The sequence below is a fragment of the Eubacterium sp. AB3007 genome, from assembly GCF_000688015.1.
GTDB lineage: Bacteria > Bacillota > Clostridia > Peptostreptococcales > Anaerovoracaceae > Aminicella.
On record NZ_JIAD01000001.1, the window covers coordinates 1,602,805 to 1,622,898 of the forward strand.

Sequence of the window (20,094 nt, forward strand, 5' to 3'; positions counted from 1 at the left end):
TGAAAATAATCTCTTGGGATACAGAAACCCGCCAATAATGAGAATCTGGTATCCAAGAGGTCATCATGAAGCAAAGTGGAAACAAGAAATAGAGGAATACAGGGTTTGGGAAACGGAGCGGCGGGGGGAATCCAAGCGCTCGTTATACGGGTGCCCCCACCAGGTCGCTGAGTCTCTTCCCAAAGAAGAAATCGTGGACCATCTGGTCATACTCCCTCCACATGGGAACGGTCTGACAGGCTGCCTCCCGCGGACATTTCTCTGCTCCCGCCGCCAGGCAGGCCACGCTGGCCATGGTCCCCTCCATCAGTTCCAGGATCTCCCCCACCGGATACTCCTCCGGCGCGCGGGTAAGCCGGTATCCGCCGCCCTTGCCGCTGACACCGTGGATCAGCCCGGCCCTTACCAGTTCCTTCACGATGATTTCCAGATATTTCTTCGAGATCCCCTGCCGGTCCGCGATGGTCCGCAGGGGCACGCATTTCTCCTCCCGATGCTCCGCCAGATCGATCATGACCCGCAGCGCGTAGCGTCCTTTCGTCGAGATCATTTCTATGCCTCCTTCTGCACAAAGCCCTATTCTTTTCACCTATTATACCGCAGGGTAATAGGGTAAATCAAGAGAAAGATCACTCCATGTTTCGCCTTTCTTTGAGAAACTCTATCTCCGCCAGACGACCCTCTCCCATCGTCCAAAGATACTCCTTGAGTCCATGGGATATAGGTGAAGTTCATCCACCTTCCCTACAGGGAAGGACAGACTGTAGACAAAGCCGCATCATGATTTCTTCAGCCAGAAGCGACTTTTGTCTAAAGGGGTGGATCATTATGAGCGTGATGTGTGAATGATCCTCTTCAGTGTTTGGTCCGGTGCTTTCCACCTTTTAGGGCTACCTGCGCTGATATGTAGAACTATTGTCTCTGGTTTTTCTACATATCCAGGGTTCAAGGGCAATATGTGGAAATTAAACGCCCCATTTTTCTACATCCTAAAGCATCCTAAGTTGATATGTGGAATTGTTGTCTCTGATTTTTCAACATTCTCAGGGGTTCACAGCCTGCATGTGGAATTTTCACGCTACAGAGTTCTACAGATCAGGATACCGAAGCCTGTATGTGGAATAATGTATTCAACAAACACTTTTTCCCACATACGCTTCGTGTGACCACTAGTTTAGGTGTACCTATATAGAAAAAAATCATCTTTCCCTCGCACTATTCACCCATTGACATGATAGGTAAATAGGAGTATAATCTCCTCGAAAAGAGAAAACAGAAGGAGAATCGATATGAAGATCTACGCAGATAACGCCGCCACCACCAAGATGAATCCGGCGGCGATCGAAACTATGGTGAAATACATGGAAGAGTGCTACGGAAACCCCTCCAGCCTCTATCGCATCGGGCAGGAGGCAAAGGAGGCGCTGGAGGATGCCCGCGCCCAGGTGGCCTCCATCATCGGTGCCCAGCCCCGCGAGATCCTGTTCACCTCCGGCGGCAGCGAGGCAGACAACCAGGCACTTCGCTCCGCTGCTGCCGCCGGAGCACGTAAGGGAAAGAAGCACATCATTTCCAGCGCTTTTGAGCACCATGCGATCCTGCATACGCTGAAGCGTCTGGAGGCGGAAGGATACGAGGTCACCCTGCTGCCGGTACACGAGGACGGGATCGTCCGTCTGGAGGAACTGGAAGCAGCCATCCGGGAGGACACCTGTCTGGTGACCATTATGACAGCCAACAACGAGATTGGCACCATCCAGCCTATCCGGCAGATCGGGCAGATCTGCCGGGAGCGCGGCGTCCCATTCCACACCGACGCCGTGCAGGCGGTAGGGCATCTGCCCATCGATGTGGAGGCGGACATGGTGGACATGTTGTCCGCCTCCGCCCACAAATTTCATGGGCCTAAGGGGGTCGGTTTCCTGTATGTCAGGAAAGGCATTCCTCTCACCAACCTGATCGAAGGCGGCGCGCAGGAACGGGGAAAGCGCGCCGGGACAGAGAACGTGCCGGCTGTCATGGCCATGGCCACCGCACTTTGTGCGGCGGTGGGAAACATGGATGAAAGCAGTCGTCGCGTCACCGCATTGCGGGATCGGCTCATCGCTGGTCTCTCTCAGATCCCCCACAGCGCCCTGAACGGAAATGCGGAGCACCGGCTTCCGGGAAACGTGAACTTCTGTTTTGAGGGCATCGAGGGAGAATCCCTTCTCCTGCTTCTCGACCAGAAGGGGATCAGCGCTTCCTCCGGAAGCGCCTGCACCTCGGGATCCCTGGATCCCAGCCACGTGCTCCTGGCCATCGGACGGGTGCACGACGTAGCCCACGGCTCCCTGCGGCTGAGCCTCTGTGAGGACAACACAGAGGAAGAGGTGGACTACATCATCAAGAACGTCGCCGAAGTGGTGGACTACCTGCGGAGCTTTTCCCCGGTCTGGAGAGATCTTGCGGAAGGCAAAGCGGAGCACATATTATAGGAGGTAATGACATGGCATTATATAGTGATAAGGTAATGGATCATTTTCTGAATCCGAGAAACGTGGGCTCGCTGGAGGACGCCAACGCGGTTGGTGAGGTAGGAAACGCCAAGTGCGGAGACATCATGAAGATGTACCTGAAGATCGAGGACGACGTCATCCAGGACGTAAAGTTCGAGACCTTTGGATGCGGCAGCGCCATCGCGTCCAGCTCCATGGCCACCGAACTGATCAAGGGAAAACCGGTGTCCGAAGCGATGCAGCTCACCAACAAAGCCGTGGCGGAGGCTCTGGACGGCCTCCCTGACTACAAGATGCACTGCTCTGTGCTGGCCGAAGAAGCCATTCAAGAGGCTTTGTCCAACTATAAGAAAAAAAATGAATAAAGTTACATTACACCTATTGACATAGTAGGTCAATAGTGGTATCATAGCATCATTCACAGAAAAGGAAGGAAAGGAGGCGTACACTATGAAAAACAATCTTACAGTCAACAGAACCGAAATGATGTGTTGTCTGATGCCGAACTCCCGGGCAGGTAGAATGGCCCCGCGAGGTGGCAGGTTTTGTGCGCGCCTCATTTCGCGGAACTGATAGAGATTCAGGTTAGCCATATGCCCGGGAGCAGATGAGTCTTCCGGGCTTTTCTATTGCCCGGAGCCGTATCGCGCACTGGATCAGAAAAGGAGATTTGAAAATGAGTGATTATAAATTTGAAACATTGCAGCTTCACGTAGGACAGGAACAGCCAGACCCGGCCTCGGACGCCCGCGCCGTCCCCATCTACCAGACCACCAGTTACGTGTTCCGCGACAGTCAGCATGCGGCAGACCGGTTCGGCCTGGCGGACCCCGGCAACATCTACGGGCGTCTCACCAACAGCACCCAGGACGTGCTTGAGAAACGAGTGGCAGCCCTTGAGGGCGGGAGCGCGGCGCTTGCCCTGGCCTCAGGCGCCGCCGCCATCACCTACACCATCCAGGCTCTGGCTGCCGGCGGCGGACACATCGTGGCCCAGAAGACCATCTACGGGGGCTCTTACAACCTGCTCGCCCACACCCTGCCCCAGTACGGGATCGAGACCACCTTCGTGGACGTCCATGATCTGGCGGAGCTGGAGGGCGCTATCCGGGACAACACCCGGGCCATCTACATCGAGACTCTGGGCAACCCCAACAGCGACATTCCCGACCTGGATCAGATCGCAGCTATCGCCCATAGGCACGGCCTCCCCCTGGTGGTGGACAGCACCTTCGGGACGCCGTATCTGATCCGCCCCATCGAGCACGGCGCGGACATCGTGGTCCACTCCGCCACAAAATTCCTGGGTGGACATGGCACCACCATGGGTGGTATTATCATAGAGGCAGGGAAGTTCGACTGGAGTGCCTCCGGGAAATACCCCAACATTGCCTCGCCCAACCCCAGCTATCACGGGGTGAACTTCTATGAGGCGGTAGGACCGGCGGCCTTCGTGACCTATATCAGGGCGATCCTGCTGCGGGATACCGGCGCAGCCATCTCGCCTTTCAACGCTTTCCTGCTCCTGCAGGGGGTGGAAACGCTTTCGCTACGACTTGAGAGACATGCCGCCAACACCAGGGCAGTGGTGAAGTACCTGCGGGAGCATCCGCAGGTGGAGAAGGTAAACCATCCATCGCTTCCGGAGCACCCGGATCACGCACTGTACGAGAAGTACTTTCCAAACGGCGGAGCTTCCATCTTCACCTTCCAGATCAAGGGAGGCCAGGAGGCGGCCTGGAAATTCATAGACAGCCTGGAGATCTTCTCTCTGCTGGCCAATGTGGCGGATGTGAAGAGCCTGGTGATCCACCCGGCCTCCACCACCCACTCCCAGCTTACGGAAGAGGAACTGGCAGACCAGGGCATCTACCCCGGCACCATCCGACTCTCCATTGGCACGGAGCATATCGACGACATCATCGCGGATCTTGCGAAGGGATTCGCTGCAACGAAATAGATAAAGGAGGAATACACAATGTCTACAATTTACAAAGGAACCCTGGAGCTGATCGGAAACACGCCTCTGGTAGAGGTGACCAATATAGAAAAGGAGCTAGATCTGGGAGCACGCCTCCTGGTCAAACTGGAGTACCTGAACCCGGCCGGTAGCGTGAAGGATCGTGTTGCCAAATCCATGATCGAAGATGCGGAGGCCAGAGGGCTTCTGAAGGAAGACTCTGTCATCATCGAGCCCACCTCCGGCAACACCGGCATCGGCCTGGCGGCCATCGCAGCGGCAAAAGGCTACCGCACCATCCTCACCATGCCGGAGACCATGAGCGTGGAGCGCCGCAACATCCTGAAGGCCTACGGAGCGGAGATCGTTCTGACCGACGGTACCAAGGGCATGGCCGGCGCCATCGCCAAGGCAGAGGAACTGGCGGAGAAGATCCCCGGCGGCTTTATCCCGGGACAGTTCATCAACCCGGCGAACCCGGCTGTACACCGGGCCACCACCGGCCCGGAGATCTGGAGGGATACCGATGGAGAGGTGGATGTGTTCATCTCGGGCGTGGGTACCGGAGGTACGGTCACCGGCACTGGCCAGTATCTGAAGGAGCAGAAGCCTGAGGTGAAGATCGTGGCCCTGGAGCCGGCGGATTCCCCGGTCCTCTCCGAGGGCAAGGCCGGCCCCCACAAGATCCAGGGGATCGGCGCAGGTTTTGTGCCTGAGGTGCTGGATACCGCCGTCTACGACGAGGTCTACAAGGCGACCACCGAGGAATCCTTCCAGGCGGCCAAACTGCTGGCCAGAAAAGAAGGCATCTCCGTAGGCATTTCCTCCGGTGCGGCCCTCTCTGCCGGTATCGCCTATGCACAGAAACCGGAGAACACCGGAAAGACCGTGGTGGTGCTGCTGCCGGACAGCGGCGACCGGTACTACTCCACCCCGCTGTTTACCGAATAGGCCGGCGTCTTTCGCCGATCCGGCAAACGGTCCCCTTCCCACAGGGAAATCAACGCACCACAGGTGGTGACAGAACTGGCACCTGGTGGGGGATAACCCCTACTGGTCGCTGGATCTGTCACCACTTTTTGCTTTGTGCCACGTCAAAAAATGAAAGAAACGGTCGTCCATCAACACACTTCCCAGGGCGGTATTGATGTGATTCCAGATCAGAGGAATGCAGCGTTTCTGCGTGAGGAACCGTCCCACGCTGCAACATTTCCTTGCGAGAATTCAATTCGGGTATTCTGAAGGAAAGCAAAAAAAAAGTTCCTTCATATGACTTGTTTCATGTAATCTGAAGGAAATATTTTTTGGCATTCCTTCAGAATGGGCCATCCCAACAAAACGAAGGAATTTCCGGGCATGGCAAAACTTCTGGCGCGCTCGTTATATGGGTTTCTGTGTCTAAGGTCTGAGGCAATCTCATTTTGAGATCGCCTCAGTACGAATCTTTCACTACTCTTCTCCCTTCAGCAACCGAAAGTGGTTCTTCCGGCACTGAATGATTCCCTCTCGTTTCATGCGGCCCAGCTCCTTGGACAGGCTGGTCCGGTCCAGGTTCAGGTAATCGGCCAACTGTTGCCGGTCGAAGGGGATGTCGAACTCGGTGGACCGGTTCTGCAGGGACATGGCGTTCAGGTAGGACAACACACGTCCCCGGACGCTCTTGGGCGCGGTATGAAAGCTCCTGCCGGAAAGGGCCAGGTTCTTCTGCGCTGTGATCTGCAGCAGGTTCCGCTGGAACTTCTCCGCCCAGGTCGCTACGGGAGCCTTCTCCCGCAACATCCACCCCACTCGCACAAAACCGATCTCACAGTCTTCATTCGCTCGCACATCGACCAGCAACACCTCCCCCGGCAACAAGGCGTAGGTCTCCGCAAAAACCTGCCCTGTCCCCACATGGCTCAGTATGGTGCAGTTGCCCCACACGTCGTTGGTCTCGATGGTCACGCTGCCAGACAGCACCATCCCCAACCGGTCTGTCACATCTCCCGCCAGAAGGATGAGCTCGTCCTTCTGATAGGTTTTGGTGCCGGTGGCCAGCGCCTCCAGACAGTCTGCCCGCTCCTGTTCCGACATCCCGCGGAAGAGCAGATTGTTTTTCGGGAATCTATCCGTCATCTGATCCACATCTCCCTACTCCAGGATTCGTCCGTCTCTGGAGATGGTCACCACCTGCCAGGGCAGGAACTTTCCACTGCCCTGGATGGCGTTCTGCGCCGCCATCTGCAGGCCTCCGCAGCAAGGCACCTCCATGCGCACGATGGTCACACTCTTGATGTCGTTGTTCGCGATGATGGCGGTGAGTTTCTCCGTATAATCCCCCTCGTCCAGCTTGGGGCAGCCGATGAGGGTGATCTTTCCTTTCATGAAATCCTCGTGCATGTTAGCATAGGCATAAGCGGTGCAGTCCGCCGCGATCAGCAGTTTCGCCCCGTCAAAGAATGGCGCCTGAACAGGCACCAGCTTGATCTGACATGGCCACTGGTTCAACTGATTGGATGGACGGACGATGCCTGTCGCGGTCGCGGCCTCTCCCCCTGTAGCCGCACTCGGCACTGCGCCCTCCTGTGCAGCGCTCTCCGCCCTCTGAAACTGCATCATCTTCGACCCCGGGCATCCGCCGCCCGCATGCATATGGTTCATGGTTCCCTCCTGTACTTTCTGTCTCTGACTCTCTTTCACCGCCGCCTCATCGTAGGCAGGCGCTTCTCTCTCCTCAAACGTGATGGCTCCGGTGGGACAACTGGGCAGGCAGTCCCCCAGCCCGTCGCAGAAATTCTCCCGCACCAGCCTGGCCTTTCCGTCCACGATGTCGATAGCGCCCTCGTGGCACGCGCTGGCACAAAGCCCGCAGCCATTACATTTCTCTTCATCTATATGGATTATCTTACGAATCATAGCTTCTTCCTCCTTCACTTTCTGAAGAGAGTATAGTACATTGCGGCCGACATTTCTGTTGTCAAAACCACATTTTGGAGATTTTTCGTCCGTGTTCACTGGAATCGATCCAGACTCTTCCTCAGATCCTTTTCTCCCTTGTATTTTATAACCTGGAGCACATCTCCTCGCTTCAGAAACAGATGCTGGACCCCCTTGTTCTCCTTCTGCCCGACATAATAGCCTGCATAATCGAATCCGGGAGCAGCATTTCCCAGGGACACAGGCTTCGGCAGCTTTTTCTTTCGGCCAAGATCTTCCCATAGAGCGTCACGTATCTCCTCCTTCAGATAGGGCATGGCATCCGCCTTGTTTTTCATCTGGAGGTAGAGGCTCTCATAGCTAAACAGCACCGGCAATTCCGACGAGCCGTCATCCGGCTGGTACACCGCACGCTCCACCGCCTTCTCTCTGCTCAGATGACCGGAGACCGACATCGCAGAATACTCGCAATCCAAGGACCCCTTGTCTCTATCCTTCTGCAGGTTCTCTAGGAACCCCACCCATGCATCCGCATCAAAATCCCGGAGCATGACAGGATGCTCTCCCTGGTAACGCAGGGCCTCCATGTTCTTCTCTGCATCTACGATCCCCACAAGTGGATCGTCTTTGGCAATCAGGGTCATGATGAGTATCACGGCGGAGACAAAGACCGCAACCATCGTTCCCAGATCGATCCAGCTGCTGAGCAGGAGCGCCTTCCGGTGAGAGGATCCCCCGGACTGTCCCGACCTACTGCGCTGATGCTTCAGCCGAAGCAGCCCTTTCCCCACGGAAAGACTCCAGAAGACAGCCATCAGGAGCCAGGCGGTGATGCCGGCGACATATAGCCCCTTCCCATACTGATCCACAGCATGGTATCTGCCATCCGCCAACATACTATTATACAGGTTAAGCATCGTCACGATGATCCAGATAAAACTGGATACCAGCTCCACGACCTTCCGGCGGGTAGCTGTCCTCGTATGCCTATGGTAGCTGTCCTCGTCAGTGAAGATCTCCGGAGCACCCGGATCACAGGCATAGAAAACCGCGTGCTCCCTGCTTTCTCCAACGAGATTCCATCCCATTTCCCGGTAATACCCCAGCTCTTCTTCTCCCATCTCCTCTTTGGATTTCGGTATGATCCTATACCGCCGCTCCTCCGGCCTCCCCTCCTCGAACAGAGCGAAGAACTTACTGTCTCCAGAGTAGTGAAGCCCTTGCCGGGACATCTCCGCATACCAATTCTCAATGTATTCAAACGGGTGCCAGCTCAGCAGATCCATACTGAATCGTTTCACGATCATCCCCATCCTGTCTTTCCTCTCTCTCTATGCTCCATTCCTCTTTTTCCGCGTCCGCGAGGCAGCACCGGAGCCTGGCGATCTCCTTCTGGTAGAGTTCCTCCCCATGTTCCGTAATGGCATAGGGGATCCGACGCCCCTCCGGCACCTGCTTCTCCGCCACCTCTTCCTTCTGAAACGTGGCGAGGATCGCATACAACGTTCCCGGTCCCAGCCGTACCCGCCCATCCGTCAGCCGTTCCACGTGCTCCGCGATCTCCATCCCGCTCATGCTCCGCCCGTGCAGACAAAGCAACACATAGAACATCGCCTCTGTCAAAGGCTCCAATGTTCTTCTCGGCATGTTACACCTCCTTATGCGAAAGAAACACATATATCCTGACGCTTATTATCGTAATACGATATTTTCTCCATCATACTATCGTTTTACGATATTGTCAAGCGTCCACGAGCCATCAAATTTTGATTTCTTCTTTTTTATCCGGTTTCATTCCTGATATAATGTGGTAATATCCCCACAAGGAGGTGATTGTATGATCAGAAATATGTGGTATGCAGTGTTGTCCTCCCATGTGCTGAAGCCGGGCAAGGTGGTTGGTGCCCGGCGGTTCGGCGAGGACCTGGTGTTCTTCCGTACAACAGCCGGAGAGGCGGCCTGCGTCGAAAGGCTTTGTGCTCACCGTGGCGCCTCCCTGGCGAAGGGAAACGTCAGGAACGGCCACATCCAGTGTCCTTTCCACGGCCTCGAGTACGACACCCGTGGTGCCTGTGTGTTCATCCCCTCTGAGGGCCGGGCCAACACGGCCAGCCTGGAGCGTTTCCATCTGAAGCGCTATCCTCTGCGGGAGATCGGCGGGATCCTTTTCCTGTGGTACGGCGAAGGAGAGCCGCAAGGGGATCCGGACGTGTTCGACCTCATCACCGACCCGGCGTTCACCTACGACCACACGGAGGATGCGTGGGGCGTGCACTACTCCCGGGTGATCGAGAACCAGCTGGATGTTTCTCACCTACCTTTTGTGCACCGGACCACCATCGGCCGAGGCGGCAAGACTCTGGCCAACGGCCCCAAGGTAAGGTGGCTGGACGAGAATACCCTGCAGACCAGCGCCAACAACGCCGTGGACGAAGGGCAGACGCCTCTCTCCGACGAGGAAAGCATGATCAAGGACACCAACCTGACCTTCAAGTTCCCCAATATGTGGCTGAATCATGTGTCGGACAAGATCCAGATCCTGGCTTTTTTTGTTCCGGTGGACGAGGAGCATAGCATCATCGCTCTGCGGTTCTACAACCGCATCACCGGCCTGCGCCCCCTGGACAAAGCCATCGCCTGGCTGGGCAGCCGCGCCAACCGCATCGTGGAGAAGCAGGACAAACGCATCGTGGAAACCCAGCTGCCCAAACAGTCCGCCCTGCGGATGAAAGAAAACCTGGTGGCAGCCGACCGCCCCATCATCGAATACCGCAGCCGGCGGGAGAAACTGAAAACCCAGTAGAGGCCATGTAAACCCAGAAAGCGGCGGGATCGCTCCCGTCGCTCATTACGTTCCTGCCTTATCCCGCTCACGGGATCCCATATCCCATGATATACTTACTGTCCACGCGATAGCTTTTTCGCGCGCAGATGCTGCCCTTGGCGTTCCCTTCGATGGTCAGCACTCGTCCCATCATTGTCCCGGAGACGATCCCCACGTGATCAGCAATATCGTTGTCATTCCAGTCAAAGAATATGATCTCGCCACCCTCTGGCTTGTATCCGGGTTTCTTCCATTTCTTTTCTTCCTTGAACCAGTTCAGCCCCTCCTGCACATAGCAGAACTTCGGCACGCGGTCGTCATCTAGATACCCGTTCTGGTCTGCGCACCAGGACACAAAGCATCCGCACCAGTCCACCTGGTAATCGAACCCGTACCAGGACCAGAACTTCTCGCCACCCTTGTTGCCCAACTCTGCCCGTGCCGTCTTCACCAGAGGCACATCCGCATCGGTCAGTGCCGACCCGTTCCTATACGTATTAAAAAACCAGCTGCACAGCACAACAGCTGCGACCAGGATCACTACAGTCCCCAGGCAGCCGCACCCGCAGCCTCCCTTTCTATTCTCATGTTTTCCTCTCACGAGCCTGAATTTCCCCCTTTCGCCTATAAGTGGACCCCGCCGCCTATAGGGGCGGGGGGTATCTGGCGCTCGTTTAAGGCGGAGCGAAGCTCCTGACGTGCTCGCACGTCGAGGACGAAGCGACCGCCTGCACGAGCGCCAGGAGCTTCAGCTCCTCCGGGTTTCAGTGGGGGACTACAGACTCCCACTGAAAGTCGGAAATGGACCTCGCCGCCTATAGGGGCGGGGATATCTGGCGCTCGTTATAATTATACCATTTTATTTGTTAATTGTCACTCGTGTTTACCAGAGCGCTTCACCGTGGTAAAATAGAAAGGAAAGGAGTGATTCTATGCCTATCATCGCAGCTTATATGGTTCCGCACCCGCCCATGATCGTTCCGGCGGTAGGGCGCGGCAGCGAAGCGCAGGTGGAAGACACCACCCGCGCCTACCAGGAGGTGGCACAGGAGATTGCCTCTCTGGCCCCCGACACCATCCTCATCACCAGTCCCCATTCGGTGATGTACGCCGACTATTTCCACATATCCACGGGCACCTCCGCCTCCGGATCCTTTGCAGATTTCGGAGCGCCAGAGGTCTCCTTCCACGAGGACTACGACGAAGCGCTGGCCAAGGCTATTGGCGAACTGGCCGCGCACAAAGCCCTCCCTGCGGGCTCCTTGGGACAGCGCCCGCAGGACGTAGCACTGGACCATGGTACCATGGTGCCCCTGTACTTCATCCGACAGCACTACCAAGGTGGAAAACTGGTACGCATCGGCCTTTCCGGCCTGCCTCTGACGGACCACTATGCCCTGGGGGAGGTCATCCAGGAGGCTGTGGCGCAGTTGGACCGGCGCGTAGTATTCGTCGCCAGCGGAGACCTGTCCCACAAGTTACAGGATTACGGCCCCTATGGGTTCGCCCCGGAAGGCCCCGCCTACGACCGGCGGATCATGGAAACCTGCCGCCGAGGCGCCTTTGGGGAGTTGTTCGAGTTTGAGCAGGTCTTCTGCGAGAAGGCCGCCGAGTGCGGCCACCGGTCCTTCGTGATCATGGCCGGTGCCCTGGATGGTGTCAATGTAGAAGCCAGAGAACTCTCCCACCAGGACGTCACCGGAGTGGGATATGGCATCTGCACCTTCCACCCCGTGGACGCCTCGGATGCCACCGACCCTGCCCGTCATTTCCGACAGATCTACCTTCGTAAACTGGAGCAGGAGATCGCGCAACGGGCAGAAGCCTCCGATGCCTATGTACGGCTGGCCCGCCAGTCCATGGAGGCCTACATTCTGAGAGGGGAGACCATCCCCCTTCCGGAAGGCCTGCCGGAGGATATGGCCAGGCGGCAGGCCGGCGCCTTTGTGTCCATCCACAAGGAAGGCACCCTGCGAGGCTGCATCGGCACCATCTCCCCCACCAGGGACAGCCTGGCCGAGGAGATCATCCACAACGCCATCAGTGCTTCCACGGAGGATCCCCGCTTCCCACCCATCGGACCGGAGGAACTATCGCGACTGGATATCAGCGTAGACGTACTGGGCGAACCGGAACCGATTCCATCGGAGGACTATCTGGATGTGAAACGCTACGGTGTCATCGTCACCAGTGGTCAGAAACGTGGCCTGTTGCTCCCCGACCTTGCGGGAGTTGACACACCCCGGCAGCAGGTCTCCATCGCCTGCCGAAAAGCCGGTATTCGAGAAGGCGAACGTTACGCGTTGGAGCGGTTCGAAGTGATCCGACACCACTGAGTTGTCTCTTTATACAAAAACAACGCTGTAGGGTGTATATTTTTTCACGATATGCACTTTTCGCGCGCTCAAAAAAACTGCACATGGATATTATCGTCTGTTTTCGCGGGATTTATCCATGTGGCGCTTTCGGAGCCATGTTTGGCCTTCTGCAAGGTGGAACATTTTCATGAGGCTTTTCCATTTATGTTATATTCCACCAAAAAAGGATCTCGTTCCAAAGATTCTCTGTGCACAGGCTTTGTATATCGATGAATATCGATCGCCGCGTGGATAAATCGCATTGGATCGACCCAAAATATCCATTCAGGGCTGGGCTCTCCAGGGGGATCATCTAGGGGGACCATCCAGGGGATCATCCATTGAGGGGAACACCATCAAATCACTAGCAAACCTCTGTAACAGAAAGGAGCTGCCATGTCAACCTGCCATGTTTGTTTTCGACACTGTGAGATCCCGGAAGGCGGGATCGGCGCATGCGGTGCCCGAACCAACCGATCCGGACACATCGTTGCGGGCAACTACGCCCGGCTCACGGCGCTGGCCCTGGATCCTATCGAGAAAAAGCCCCTGCGCCGCTTCCACCCTGGCAGCCTGATCCTGTCTGTCGGAAGCTATGGCTGCAACCTGCGCTGTCCATTCTGCCAGAACCACTCCATCAGCTGGTCCAGAGAGGCGTTGCACCTGGTCACCGCCGGCACAAAACATGTTTCCCCGGAGGCCCTGGTGGATCTGGCGGAACAGTTACAGGAGAAAGGAAACATCGGGCTTGCCTTTACCTACAACGAGCCGCTGGTGGGATATGAGTATGTGCGGGATGCGGCCGAACTGGCCCATGAGAAAGGACTGGTCACCGTCATGGTGACCAATGGCACGGCGTCGCTGCCTGTGCTGGAGGAACTGAGCCCCCACATCGATGCCATGAACATCGACCTGAAGGGGTTTACGGAGGCCTATTACAAGGATGTGTTGGGTGGAGACCTGGCCATGGTGAAGGATTTTGTGCAGGCGGCGGCGCGCTGCTGCCACGTGGAACTGACCACCCTGATCGTGCCCGGAGAAAACGACACCGCAGAAGAGATGCGCGCGCTGTGCCAGTGGGTAGCGGGACTTGATGGAGGAGAAGGAACTATTCCTCTTCACATCAGCCGGTTCTTCCCCCGATTCCACATGATGGACCGGGATGCCACACCGGCAGAGCAGATCTACGCGCTTTCCTCGGTGGCGAAGGAATATCTGAAATACGTGTACCCTGGGAATGTGTAAGTGAAGAAGTTTCACATCCTCCTGAGAGTGTTCACAAGGGCCGGAATCAGTTGTTTCTTGCGACTGATGACGCCGGGCAGAGAGACAACGTGCTCAGACTTCTCCGGGATCACTGGTTTCTCTTCTACCCTTTCCCGGTCCCCGGCGAAGGCCTCCTTCACGAGCGCTTCGGCATCCTCTCCGTCATAGAGCAGAACACTGGAGGTGTCCTGAATATTAGTCAGCATGAAAAAGATCATATCCAGTCCGGACTTCTCCCTCGCCTCCTGGATGTAATCCTGCAGCAGGCTCTTGGCGTGCTCCAGATTCTCCCGGCTCATATAACTTGCCTGACCCACTCCGAAGGACTTGTCACTCTGCGTGAACCGCTTGAAATCCGCGAAAAAAACATCCTTGGCACTCCGTCCCGTGAGGTCCTCCCCTGCAGCGAACATCTCCGCCGCCAGTTCCTCAGCGCTCACCCCTGCGATACTGGACAAAGCCTCCGCTGCGTCCTCGTCTGCCAGCGTGCAGGTGGGGGAACGGAAAGCCAGCGTATCTGACAGAATGGCCGCCAGAAGCAGCCCCGCGATCTGCGGCGTCGGTGTCACACCCTTGTTCTGGTAGAATTGCCAGATGATCGTGGCGGTGCATCCCACTGGCCGATTGGTGAAACGGATGGGTCCTGCCGTCTGCAGATTACCGATGCGATGGTGGTCGATGATCTCCAGGATCTCCGCTTCCTCCCAACCGTCCACGCACTGCGACTTCTCGTTGTGATCTACCAGGATCAGCTGCTTTCGCTTCAGGTTCAGCAGGTTCCTGCGGCTGATGAGCCCCAGGTATTTCCCTCTGGTACTGCAGATAGGAAAATAGCGGTGCCGCACGGATTTCATGGTTTCCTCCACGTCCTCCAGAGGTTCCGTAGGCAGGAACTTCAGAAGCTTATCGAATGGTGTCATATGGGCAGAGATCGGGACCGCCTGCTGGATCAACACGGTCGCTGCGAAGGGATCGTAGGGCGTAGAGATCATCATGCAGCCATTCTCCTCGGCCAGTTTGTGGATGATCCTTGCTACCTCAGCGCCGTTGCACACCACGATCAGTGAAGCCCCCATCTCGATGGCACAAAGCTGGGCTTCGTACCGATTCCCCACCAGCACGATGTCCCCGTTTTCGATCTGAGACTCCCGCAGCTCCGGACCGGCAACCCCTACCACGATCTTCCCTTTCTTGCAGCAGCCTTCCGGGTCACCACAGACCACACTGGCATTCAGCGCCGCGATGATGTTCTTGTATGGGGTGCTGTCCTCGGACAGAGCGTAGGGATCAAGGCTGTCCATGTTTGCCATAGCCAGGTCCCCAAGCGTACAGATCCCCATCAGCGTTCCATCCTCTGCTACGATAGGCTGGGTATCTGCCTCCATATCACGCATCAGTTCCCATGCCTTTCTCAGAGATGTCTCCGGAGGGACCCCTTCCACCGGGCGAATATCGATGTCCTGTACCTCAGCATACACATCATGGCAGAGAGGCGGCACATCTACCCCGAAGCGTTTCAGCACATAGTTGGTCTCCAGATTCAGTTCCCCGTTTCGATACGCCTGGAACCAAGGGCCTTCTGTCTCCTTCTTCAGCTGTGCATAGGCGATAGCAGAACAGATGGAATCCGTATCCGGGTTGGTATGGCCTATGACGATGACTTTCTTCCGATTTTGTTCGGGACCATTTCCCTCCGTGTAATACATACGCTACTCCTACTCTCAAATGATAGTTCTTTCTGCTATTATAACATCAAATCTGCCGGTTGGTTTACGGAATTACGCCAATATGATAATATACATATAGAAAGGTTACGACAAACAAAGGAGTTGATATGAGCATGAGAAAGATATTCGTATGTGTGCTTTGTGCGTTGCTCACCGCATGTTTCCTGCCCGGGCAGGTGCTGGCCGCAGCGCAGACCCCTGTTATCGAGGACTTTCACAGTTCGACCAGGGTCACCTATACAAGCCCTGTGTTTGAAGACTGGGGGACCCTCCCCTACTATGGCAAGGAGTGCACCGGGAACAAGACCGCGCAGGCCTCCATCGACTACCTCCTGCGCTACTACCAGGACGGCGCCAAGTTCAAAGGCCGGGGGCAGTGCTGGGGCTACGCTGAGTTTGTCCGGAAGTTCATGGGCGGCGGAGGAAAGCCGAAATACTATAAGAAAAAAAACACCCATGCAGCGGTGATCAAGGCGCTGAAGGGCTGTCGTCCGGGGACCCATGTGCGTTTCGCCTCCAACAAGAAAGGAGGAGGCAGGGCCCACTCTCTGGTGATCTTCAAGTTCACCAGCAAGGAAGTCTTCTGGGCAGACAACAACTTCGGATGGGACAACCGCGTCCACTACTATCGCGGAACACCCGATGACTTCCAGTATAGCTATAAGTATCTGTACTTTGTGCATCAGCCGAAGAAGTTCAAGCGGCAGTCCAAGCTGAAGGCCGCCGCCGCGTTCGATTCCAAGACTGGCGCCATCAGTCTGTGCTGGCCGGTCACCAAGAAGGCGCGCAGGTTCGACATCTACCGCAGCACCAGGAAAAGCGGTGGGTTCCAGAAGGTCGCTTCCACCGGTGCCAGATCCTACGCCGACAAAGCCGCTTCCCCAGGAAAGATCTATTACTACAAGGTGAAGAGCGGCAAGAAGTCCAGCAGGACAGTCTCTGCCAGACAACACCTCGCCTCCCCTAAGGTAAGGTTCCAGGTCCTGGAGAATGGCCGGGTCAGACTCAGTTGGGCTCCGGTAAAGGGCGCTGCCGCTTACTACATCTATAGCGGCGAAACTCCCGACAAGAGGCTGGCGACAGTCAAGGGCACAAGCTGGCTTGCGGTGGATGTGGATCGCGACGAGATGATCACCTGGTGCGACTACTATTTGGTCGCGGCCTCCGGCAATGGAGGTGGAAATTCAGCAGGCTCCTACATCGCAGTGGCAGGCGGACCGCAACAGGTACAGCTGCGTGCCAGCTGGGACTCCTGGGAGAATGCCTATGAACTGACCTGGCCCTACGCGTATAACGCCAGGTATTACGAGGTCTACCGGGCAGATCCTGAGACAGGGAACTACCAGAAAATAACCACTGTCACCGATGACAGGAGCTATATCGATCCCCACCGTGAGGCTGGCAAGACCTACTCTTACAAGATCCGCAGCGTCAGGAAGGGGGAACAGCCGGAGTTTCCCAGGGCCATGACCCTCTTCAGCGGATACAGCAACGCGGTGACCTTCTAAGCTGCGCCATGAGGTCACCATCGGGATGGGGGCTGCTGCACAAAGCGTCGGAAGACGCTGAGGGTAGCAGCCTCCTCATGTCTGCAGAATAAAGCGCTTATCAAACACTACGAAACATACTGCACCACCAGTTTCACCGCGGCCAGCAGGAGCGCGGCCTTGATGAGGATGGCGTACCACTCGTTGCCTCTTATCTTCTTCGGATTTCCCGGCCCGGCATTGCTCACCGGACAACCGGAAGCACACCGGTTGCACTGGATGCACTCTCCCACCCCTTCGTTTCGGCCAAGGAAGACTTTGTCCTCGCCGCCGGACACAAAGTATCCGGTGGGGCACCTGCCCTCGCACTGGTGACACTTCCCGACACACCGTGCCGGGTCCCTCTTCATCTGGAACAGGGGCAGCACCGGCATCAGCGCGAACACCGCGCCCATGGGACAGAGGAACAGGCAGAAGAACCGCCGCACCAGCAGCATACCCGCCAGGATCGCCAGCAGGACCAGAAGCCCCGCCGTCTTTCCCGTGATGGTGAAGTCCATGGCCCGGAAGCTTGCAAACACCTCCCAGGGATCGAACCGGGACACCTTGCCGTACAGACCTGTCAGACAGAGTCCCAGGATCCCCGCCAGGATCACGTATTTCAGTTTCATGAGAACATCGCGAAATCCCGCCGGGATGGTGCGCACCTTCCCGAGCAGTTTCTTCTGCGCTGCCTCGGAAATATCGTACATCACATCCCCCAGAAAGCCGAAGGCGCAGGCGTAGCCGCAGAAGAACCTGCCGAACAGGATCGTATAGACGAGCACCGTGATCAGTACCGCCACGAAGGGGGTACACTGGATCACAGCGGCGTTTCCGATCTGGATGGCCAGGTACTTGACCCCGTTGAAGGCGGTGGCGTAGATGTCCGGGGCCAGCAGAAAGAACAGCAGCTGCACGGCTCTGTTCAGAGCCAGGTCCGCTGTCTGACGCTTGATCTTTTTCATGCCGGCCACCTACTTTTCTGCCTTTTTCAGCGCTTCAGCTACTGCGTCTCGAATGCCCTTGGAGGAATAGGTCGCGCCGCCGCCAAGGGGGTCATCATCACCGCTCTGCTGGCACCATCCAGAAACACCCGGTGCACCATCTCCTCGGGAACCTCTTACGCGTCCCCGCTGGTCGCCGCCATGGCAGTGGCCGCCAAGCAGGAGGATCGTTACATCAACGTAGATGAGTTCAAGACGCTCCTGACAGAGACAAGCCGCGATGCTGGCGCCGAAGGGTACGACACCTCCTACGGCCATGGGATCGTAGACATGAAGGCCTTCGCCGCCAAACTGGGCGGCGCACGGACGGCCTCCGTCCAGTCCTACTTCCTGGATGGGCAGTCCCTGCAGCTCACCGGACTTCCCAAGGACATCGTGGATCCGCAGGTGGTGGTCAGTGGCAAGGACGGCCGCCTGACGGGCATGGCCCCGGTCGCGCCTGACGAGAACGGCGTCGTGACGCTGGAGACTCCGGCCGAGAACGGACAGACCTACACCGTAAAGATCACGTCAGACAACTACGACATCAGAGACGTGGAAGTGGCCTTCTCATCGGAGGATGTCCAGTCCGGTCTCACTCAGGCGCTGACACAGGCCCAGGCAGCGGTCGAAGCCGCACAGGTGGCTGCCGACGAGGCACAGCTAGCGGTAGACGCCCTGCCACAGGATGCTTCCGCGCGTGAGATCGCAGCCGCCTACAAGAAGCTGGACAAGGCGAACAACGCTCTGGCCGCCGCACAAGAAACGGTAAGCTCCCTGAAGACCCAGCAAAGCGACCTCCAGGCCAAGCAGATCGCCGCCCTGGAGAAGGAACTGAAGGATACCAAGGCGCAGCTGAAGGAGACAGAGAAGCAGTTGTCCCAGGCCAAGGCGGGCACAAAGCCTTCCGCCTCTGCCGCCAAGAAGGCCAACGCCATGAAGGTCACCAGCGTGACCAAGAAGGTGAAGAAGAAGAAGCTTAAGAAGAAGGCCGTTACCGTAGCACCACTTACGGTCAAGGGTGCCACCGGAACTCTCTCCTTCCAGAAGCTCTCCGGCAAGAAGAACCTTCGCATCGACACCAGGACCGGCAAGGTCGTGGTCGCCAAGAAGACCAAGAAAGGGACCTACACCATGAAGGTGAAGGTCACCGCATCTGGCAATGCCACCACGAAATCCATCGCCAAGACCGTGAAGGTGAAGATCAAAGTGAAATAACCCTGCTGGTCGGACAATTGCAAGGACAATGCGCCCCCCGCACCCTCCTCGCCATGCGCGACTCCCGCGCGATGAGGGGGCCTGTGGGTGCGCGCGATGGGGGTGCGATGAGGGTGTACACGATGGGAATTCCACAAATCGGCTGTGAACCATGAATATGTAGAACACTGCAGCATTAGAATTCCACATGCCGCCTGTGAACCCTTGAGAATGTTGAAAAACCAGAGACAATAGTTCTACATATCAGCGCAGGTGTCTCCACAATGTAGAAAACCCAACCCAATGTAGAAAACATGATACGGCTTTGTCTGCAGTCTAAAACGGTAGAACCAGTTCTACCGTTTCCAAATACTCTCTGCTTCCGTAGAATTTCCAGTGTGCCGAACTGCTCATGATGATGACGGTCGCGAGCTTCCCTCTATCACGCCACCCAGATGTTAGTTGCACGTTAGTACTCCTTCATACACCAACGAAAGAGGGGAGCTGTCTTTCAGACAGCCCCCCCTTCGCGCATCACCACTGTCGCCGCGCTAGCGCGTATTTTGGTGGTGATTTCCATTTCCTTCTCGCAGGATTTCTTCTCCTTCGCGCAGGATCTCCTCGCCTTCACGCAAGATCTCTTCTCCTTCGCGCAGGATCTCTTCGATCTTCGACTGCTCCTCGAATTGCCTGTGCATCCACCTGGACAGATACCAGACCTTGAACACTTCAAACAAAACAACGGCCAGTCCGATTAGTGCCCACCAATACCATGCCATTTTCAGAACCTCCTTCGTACCTATATAATCGTTTCCTTGATTATGCCAGATAGGTACT

General features: G+C 56.5%; 18 protein-coding genes. 9 read left to right on the plus strand and 9 right to left on the minus strand.

Annotated elements, in window-relative coordinates; translation table 11 throughout:
- Positions 1 to 142: 142 nt before the first annotated feature.
- Positions 143 to 550 (minus strand): Rrf2 family transcriptional regulator, encoded by a 408-nt coding sequence (locus tag P156_RS0107585; protein ID WP_027869609.1) that lies wholly within the window; start codon positions 548 to 550, stop codon positions 143 to 145.
- Positions 551 to 1,289: 739 nt separating this feature from the next.
- Here P156_RS0107585 and nifS point away from each other — a divergent pair.
- The 4 genes from nifS (at position 1,290) to cysK (ending at position 5,409) form a co-directional block, all read left to right on the plus strand.
- Positions 1,290 to 2,477 carry a cysteine desulfurase NifS gene (nifS, locus tag P156_RS0107590; protein WP_027869610.1) on the plus strand — a complete coding sequence of 396 codons (1,188 nt, stop codon included), beginning with the start codon at positions 1,290 to 1,292 and terminating at the stop codon, positions 2,475 to 2,477.
- 11 nt (positions 2,478 to 2,488) lie between these two features.
- Positions 2,489 to 2,863 carry a Fe-S cluster assembly scaffold protein NifU gene (gene nifU, locus P156_RS12020; protein WP_034802381.1) on the plus strand — a complete coding sequence of 125 codons (375 nt, stop codon included), beginning with the start codon at positions 2,489 to 2,491 and terminating at the stop codon, positions 2,861 to 2,863.
- A gap of 311 nt (positions 2,864 to 3,174) precedes the next feature.
- On the plus strand, positions 3,175 to 4,458 hold the full coding sequence (locus P156_RS0107600) for an O-acetylhomoserine aminocarboxypropyltransferase/cysteine synthase family protein (RefSeq protein ID WP_027869611.1): 1,284 nt from the start codon (positions 3,175 to 3,177) through the stop codon (positions 4,456 to 4,458).
- An 18-nt stretch (positions 4,459 to 4,476) separates the two neighbouring features.
- Entirely contained in the window at positions 4,477 to 5,409 is a 933-nt protein-coding gene (gene cysK, locus P156_RS0107605; protein WP_027869612.1) for a cysteine synthase A, read from the plus strand.
- A 498-nt stretch (positions 5,410 to 5,907) separates the two neighbouring features.
- On the opposite strand, the gene P156_RS0107610 is transcribed toward cysK, so the two are convergent.
- From P156_RS0107610 to P156_RS12025, 4 genes are all read right to left on the minus strand, one after another.
- Positions 5,908 to 6,573, minus strand: a complete 666-nt coding sequence (locus P156_RS0107610) for a Crp/Fnr family transcriptional regulator (RefSeq protein ID WP_027869613.1) — start codon at positions 6,571 to 6,573, stop codon at positions 5,908 to 5,910.
- A 15-nt stretch (positions 6,574 to 6,588) separates the two neighbouring features.
- The gene (locus tag P156_RS0107615; RefSeq protein ID WP_027869614.1) at positions 6,589 to 7,353 is read right to left on the minus strand and encodes an ATP-binding protein; all 765 of its coding nucleotides are present in this window, start codon (positions 7,351 to 7,353) and stop codon (positions 6,589 to 6,591) included.
- A 95-nt stretch (positions 7,354 to 7,448) separates the two neighbouring features.
- Complete coding sequence (locus tag P156_RS0107620) at positions 7,449 to 8,675, minus strand: DUF2812 domain-containing protein (protein WP_185752167.1); 1,227 nt, start codon at positions 8,673 to 8,675, stop codon at positions 7,449 to 7,451.
- The gene (locus tag P156_RS12025) at positions 8,632 to 9,021 is read right to left on the minus strand and encodes a PadR family transcriptional regulator (RefSeq protein WP_081818505.1); all 390 of its coding nucleotides are present in this window, start codon (positions 9,019 to 9,021) and stop codon (positions 8,632 to 8,634) included. The genes P156_RS0107620 and P156_RS12025 overlap by 44 nt, the downstream gene beginning before the upstream one ends.
- A 190-nt stretch (positions 9,022 to 9,211) precedes the next feature.
- On the opposite strand from P156_RS12025, the gene P156_RS0107630 reads away from it, so the two are divergent.
- Positions 9,212 to 10,177 (plus strand): aromatic ring-hydroxylating dioxygenase subunit alpha, encoded by a 966-nt coding sequence (locus tag P156_RS0107630; RefSeq protein ID WP_027869616.1) that lies wholly within the window; start codon positions 9,212 to 9,214, stop codon positions 10,175 to 10,177.
- A gap of 67 nt (positions 10,178 to 10,244) precedes the next feature.
- Here the strand turns inward: P156_RS0107630 and P156_RS0107635 are convergent, their stop codons facing one another.
- Positions 10,245 to 10,799: a CHAP domain-containing protein gene (locus tag P156_RS0107635; protein ID WP_027869617.1), complete on the minus strand. Its 555-nt coding sequence runs from the start codon at positions 10,797 to 10,799 to the stop codon at positions 10,245 to 10,247.
- 331 nt (positions 10,800 to 11,130) lie between these two features.
- Between P156_RS0107635 and amrA the strand changes: the two genes are divergently transcribed.
- Positions 11,131 to 12,534: an AmmeMemoRadiSam system protein A gene (amrA, locus tag P156_RS0107640; RefSeq protein ID WP_027869618.1), complete on the plus strand. Its 1,404-nt coding sequence runs from the start codon at positions 11,131 to 11,133 to the stop codon at positions 12,532 to 12,534.
- A 417-nt stretch (positions 12,535 to 12,951) separates the two neighbouring features.
- On the plus strand, positions 12,952 to 13,800 hold the full coding sequence (gene amrS, locus P156_RS0107645; RefSeq protein ID WP_027869619.1) for an AmmeMemoRadiSam system radical SAM enzyme: 849 nt from the start codon (positions 12,952 to 12,954) through the stop codon (positions 13,798 to 13,800).
- An 11-nt stretch (positions 13,801 to 13,811) separates the two neighbouring features.
- Here amrS and P156_RS0107650 read toward each other — a convergent pair whose 3' ends face one another.
- Complete coding sequence (locus P156_RS0107650) at positions 13,812 to 15,527, minus strand: putative manganese-dependent inorganic diphosphatase (protein ID WP_051600819.1); 1,716 nt, start codon at positions 15,525 to 15,527, stop codon at positions 13,812 to 13,814.
- A 134-nt stretch (positions 15,528 to 15,661) separates the two neighbouring features.
- Between P156_RS0107650 and P156_RS0107655 the strand changes: the two genes are divergently transcribed.
- Positions 15,662 to 17,056 (plus strand): hypothetical protein, encoded by a 1,395-nt coding sequence (locus P156_RS0107655; protein WP_185752168.1) that lies wholly within the window; start codon positions 15,662 to 15,664, stop codon positions 17,054 to 17,056.
- Between the two features lie 107 nt (positions 17,057 to 17,163).
- On the opposite strand, the gene P156_RS12030 is transcribed toward P156_RS0107655, so the two are convergent.
- Positions 17,164 to 18,042, minus strand: coding sequence for a 4Fe-4S binding protein (locus P156_RS12030; protein WP_051600822.1), 879 nt, complete (start codon positions 18,040 to 18,042; stop codon positions 17,164 to 17,166).
- A 108-nt stretch (positions 18,043 to 18,150) separates the two neighbouring features.
- Here P156_RS12030 and P156_RS12870 point away from each other — a divergent pair, with 108 nt between their 5' ends.
- Entirely contained in the window at positions 18,151 to 19,278 is a 1,128-nt protein-coding gene (locus tag P156_RS12870) for a S8 family serine peptidase (RefSeq protein ID WP_255344221.1), read from the plus strand.
- Between the two features lie 530 nt (positions 19,279 to 19,808).
- Here P156_RS12870 and P156_RS0107670 read toward each other — a convergent pair.
- Positions 19,809 to 20,036: a hypothetical protein gene (locus tag P156_RS0107670; RefSeq protein WP_027869623.1), complete on the minus strand. Its 228-nt coding sequence runs from the start codon at positions 20,034 to 20,036 to the stop codon at positions 19,809 to 19,811.
- Between the last annotated feature and the right edge of the window lie 58 nt (positions 20,037 to 20,094).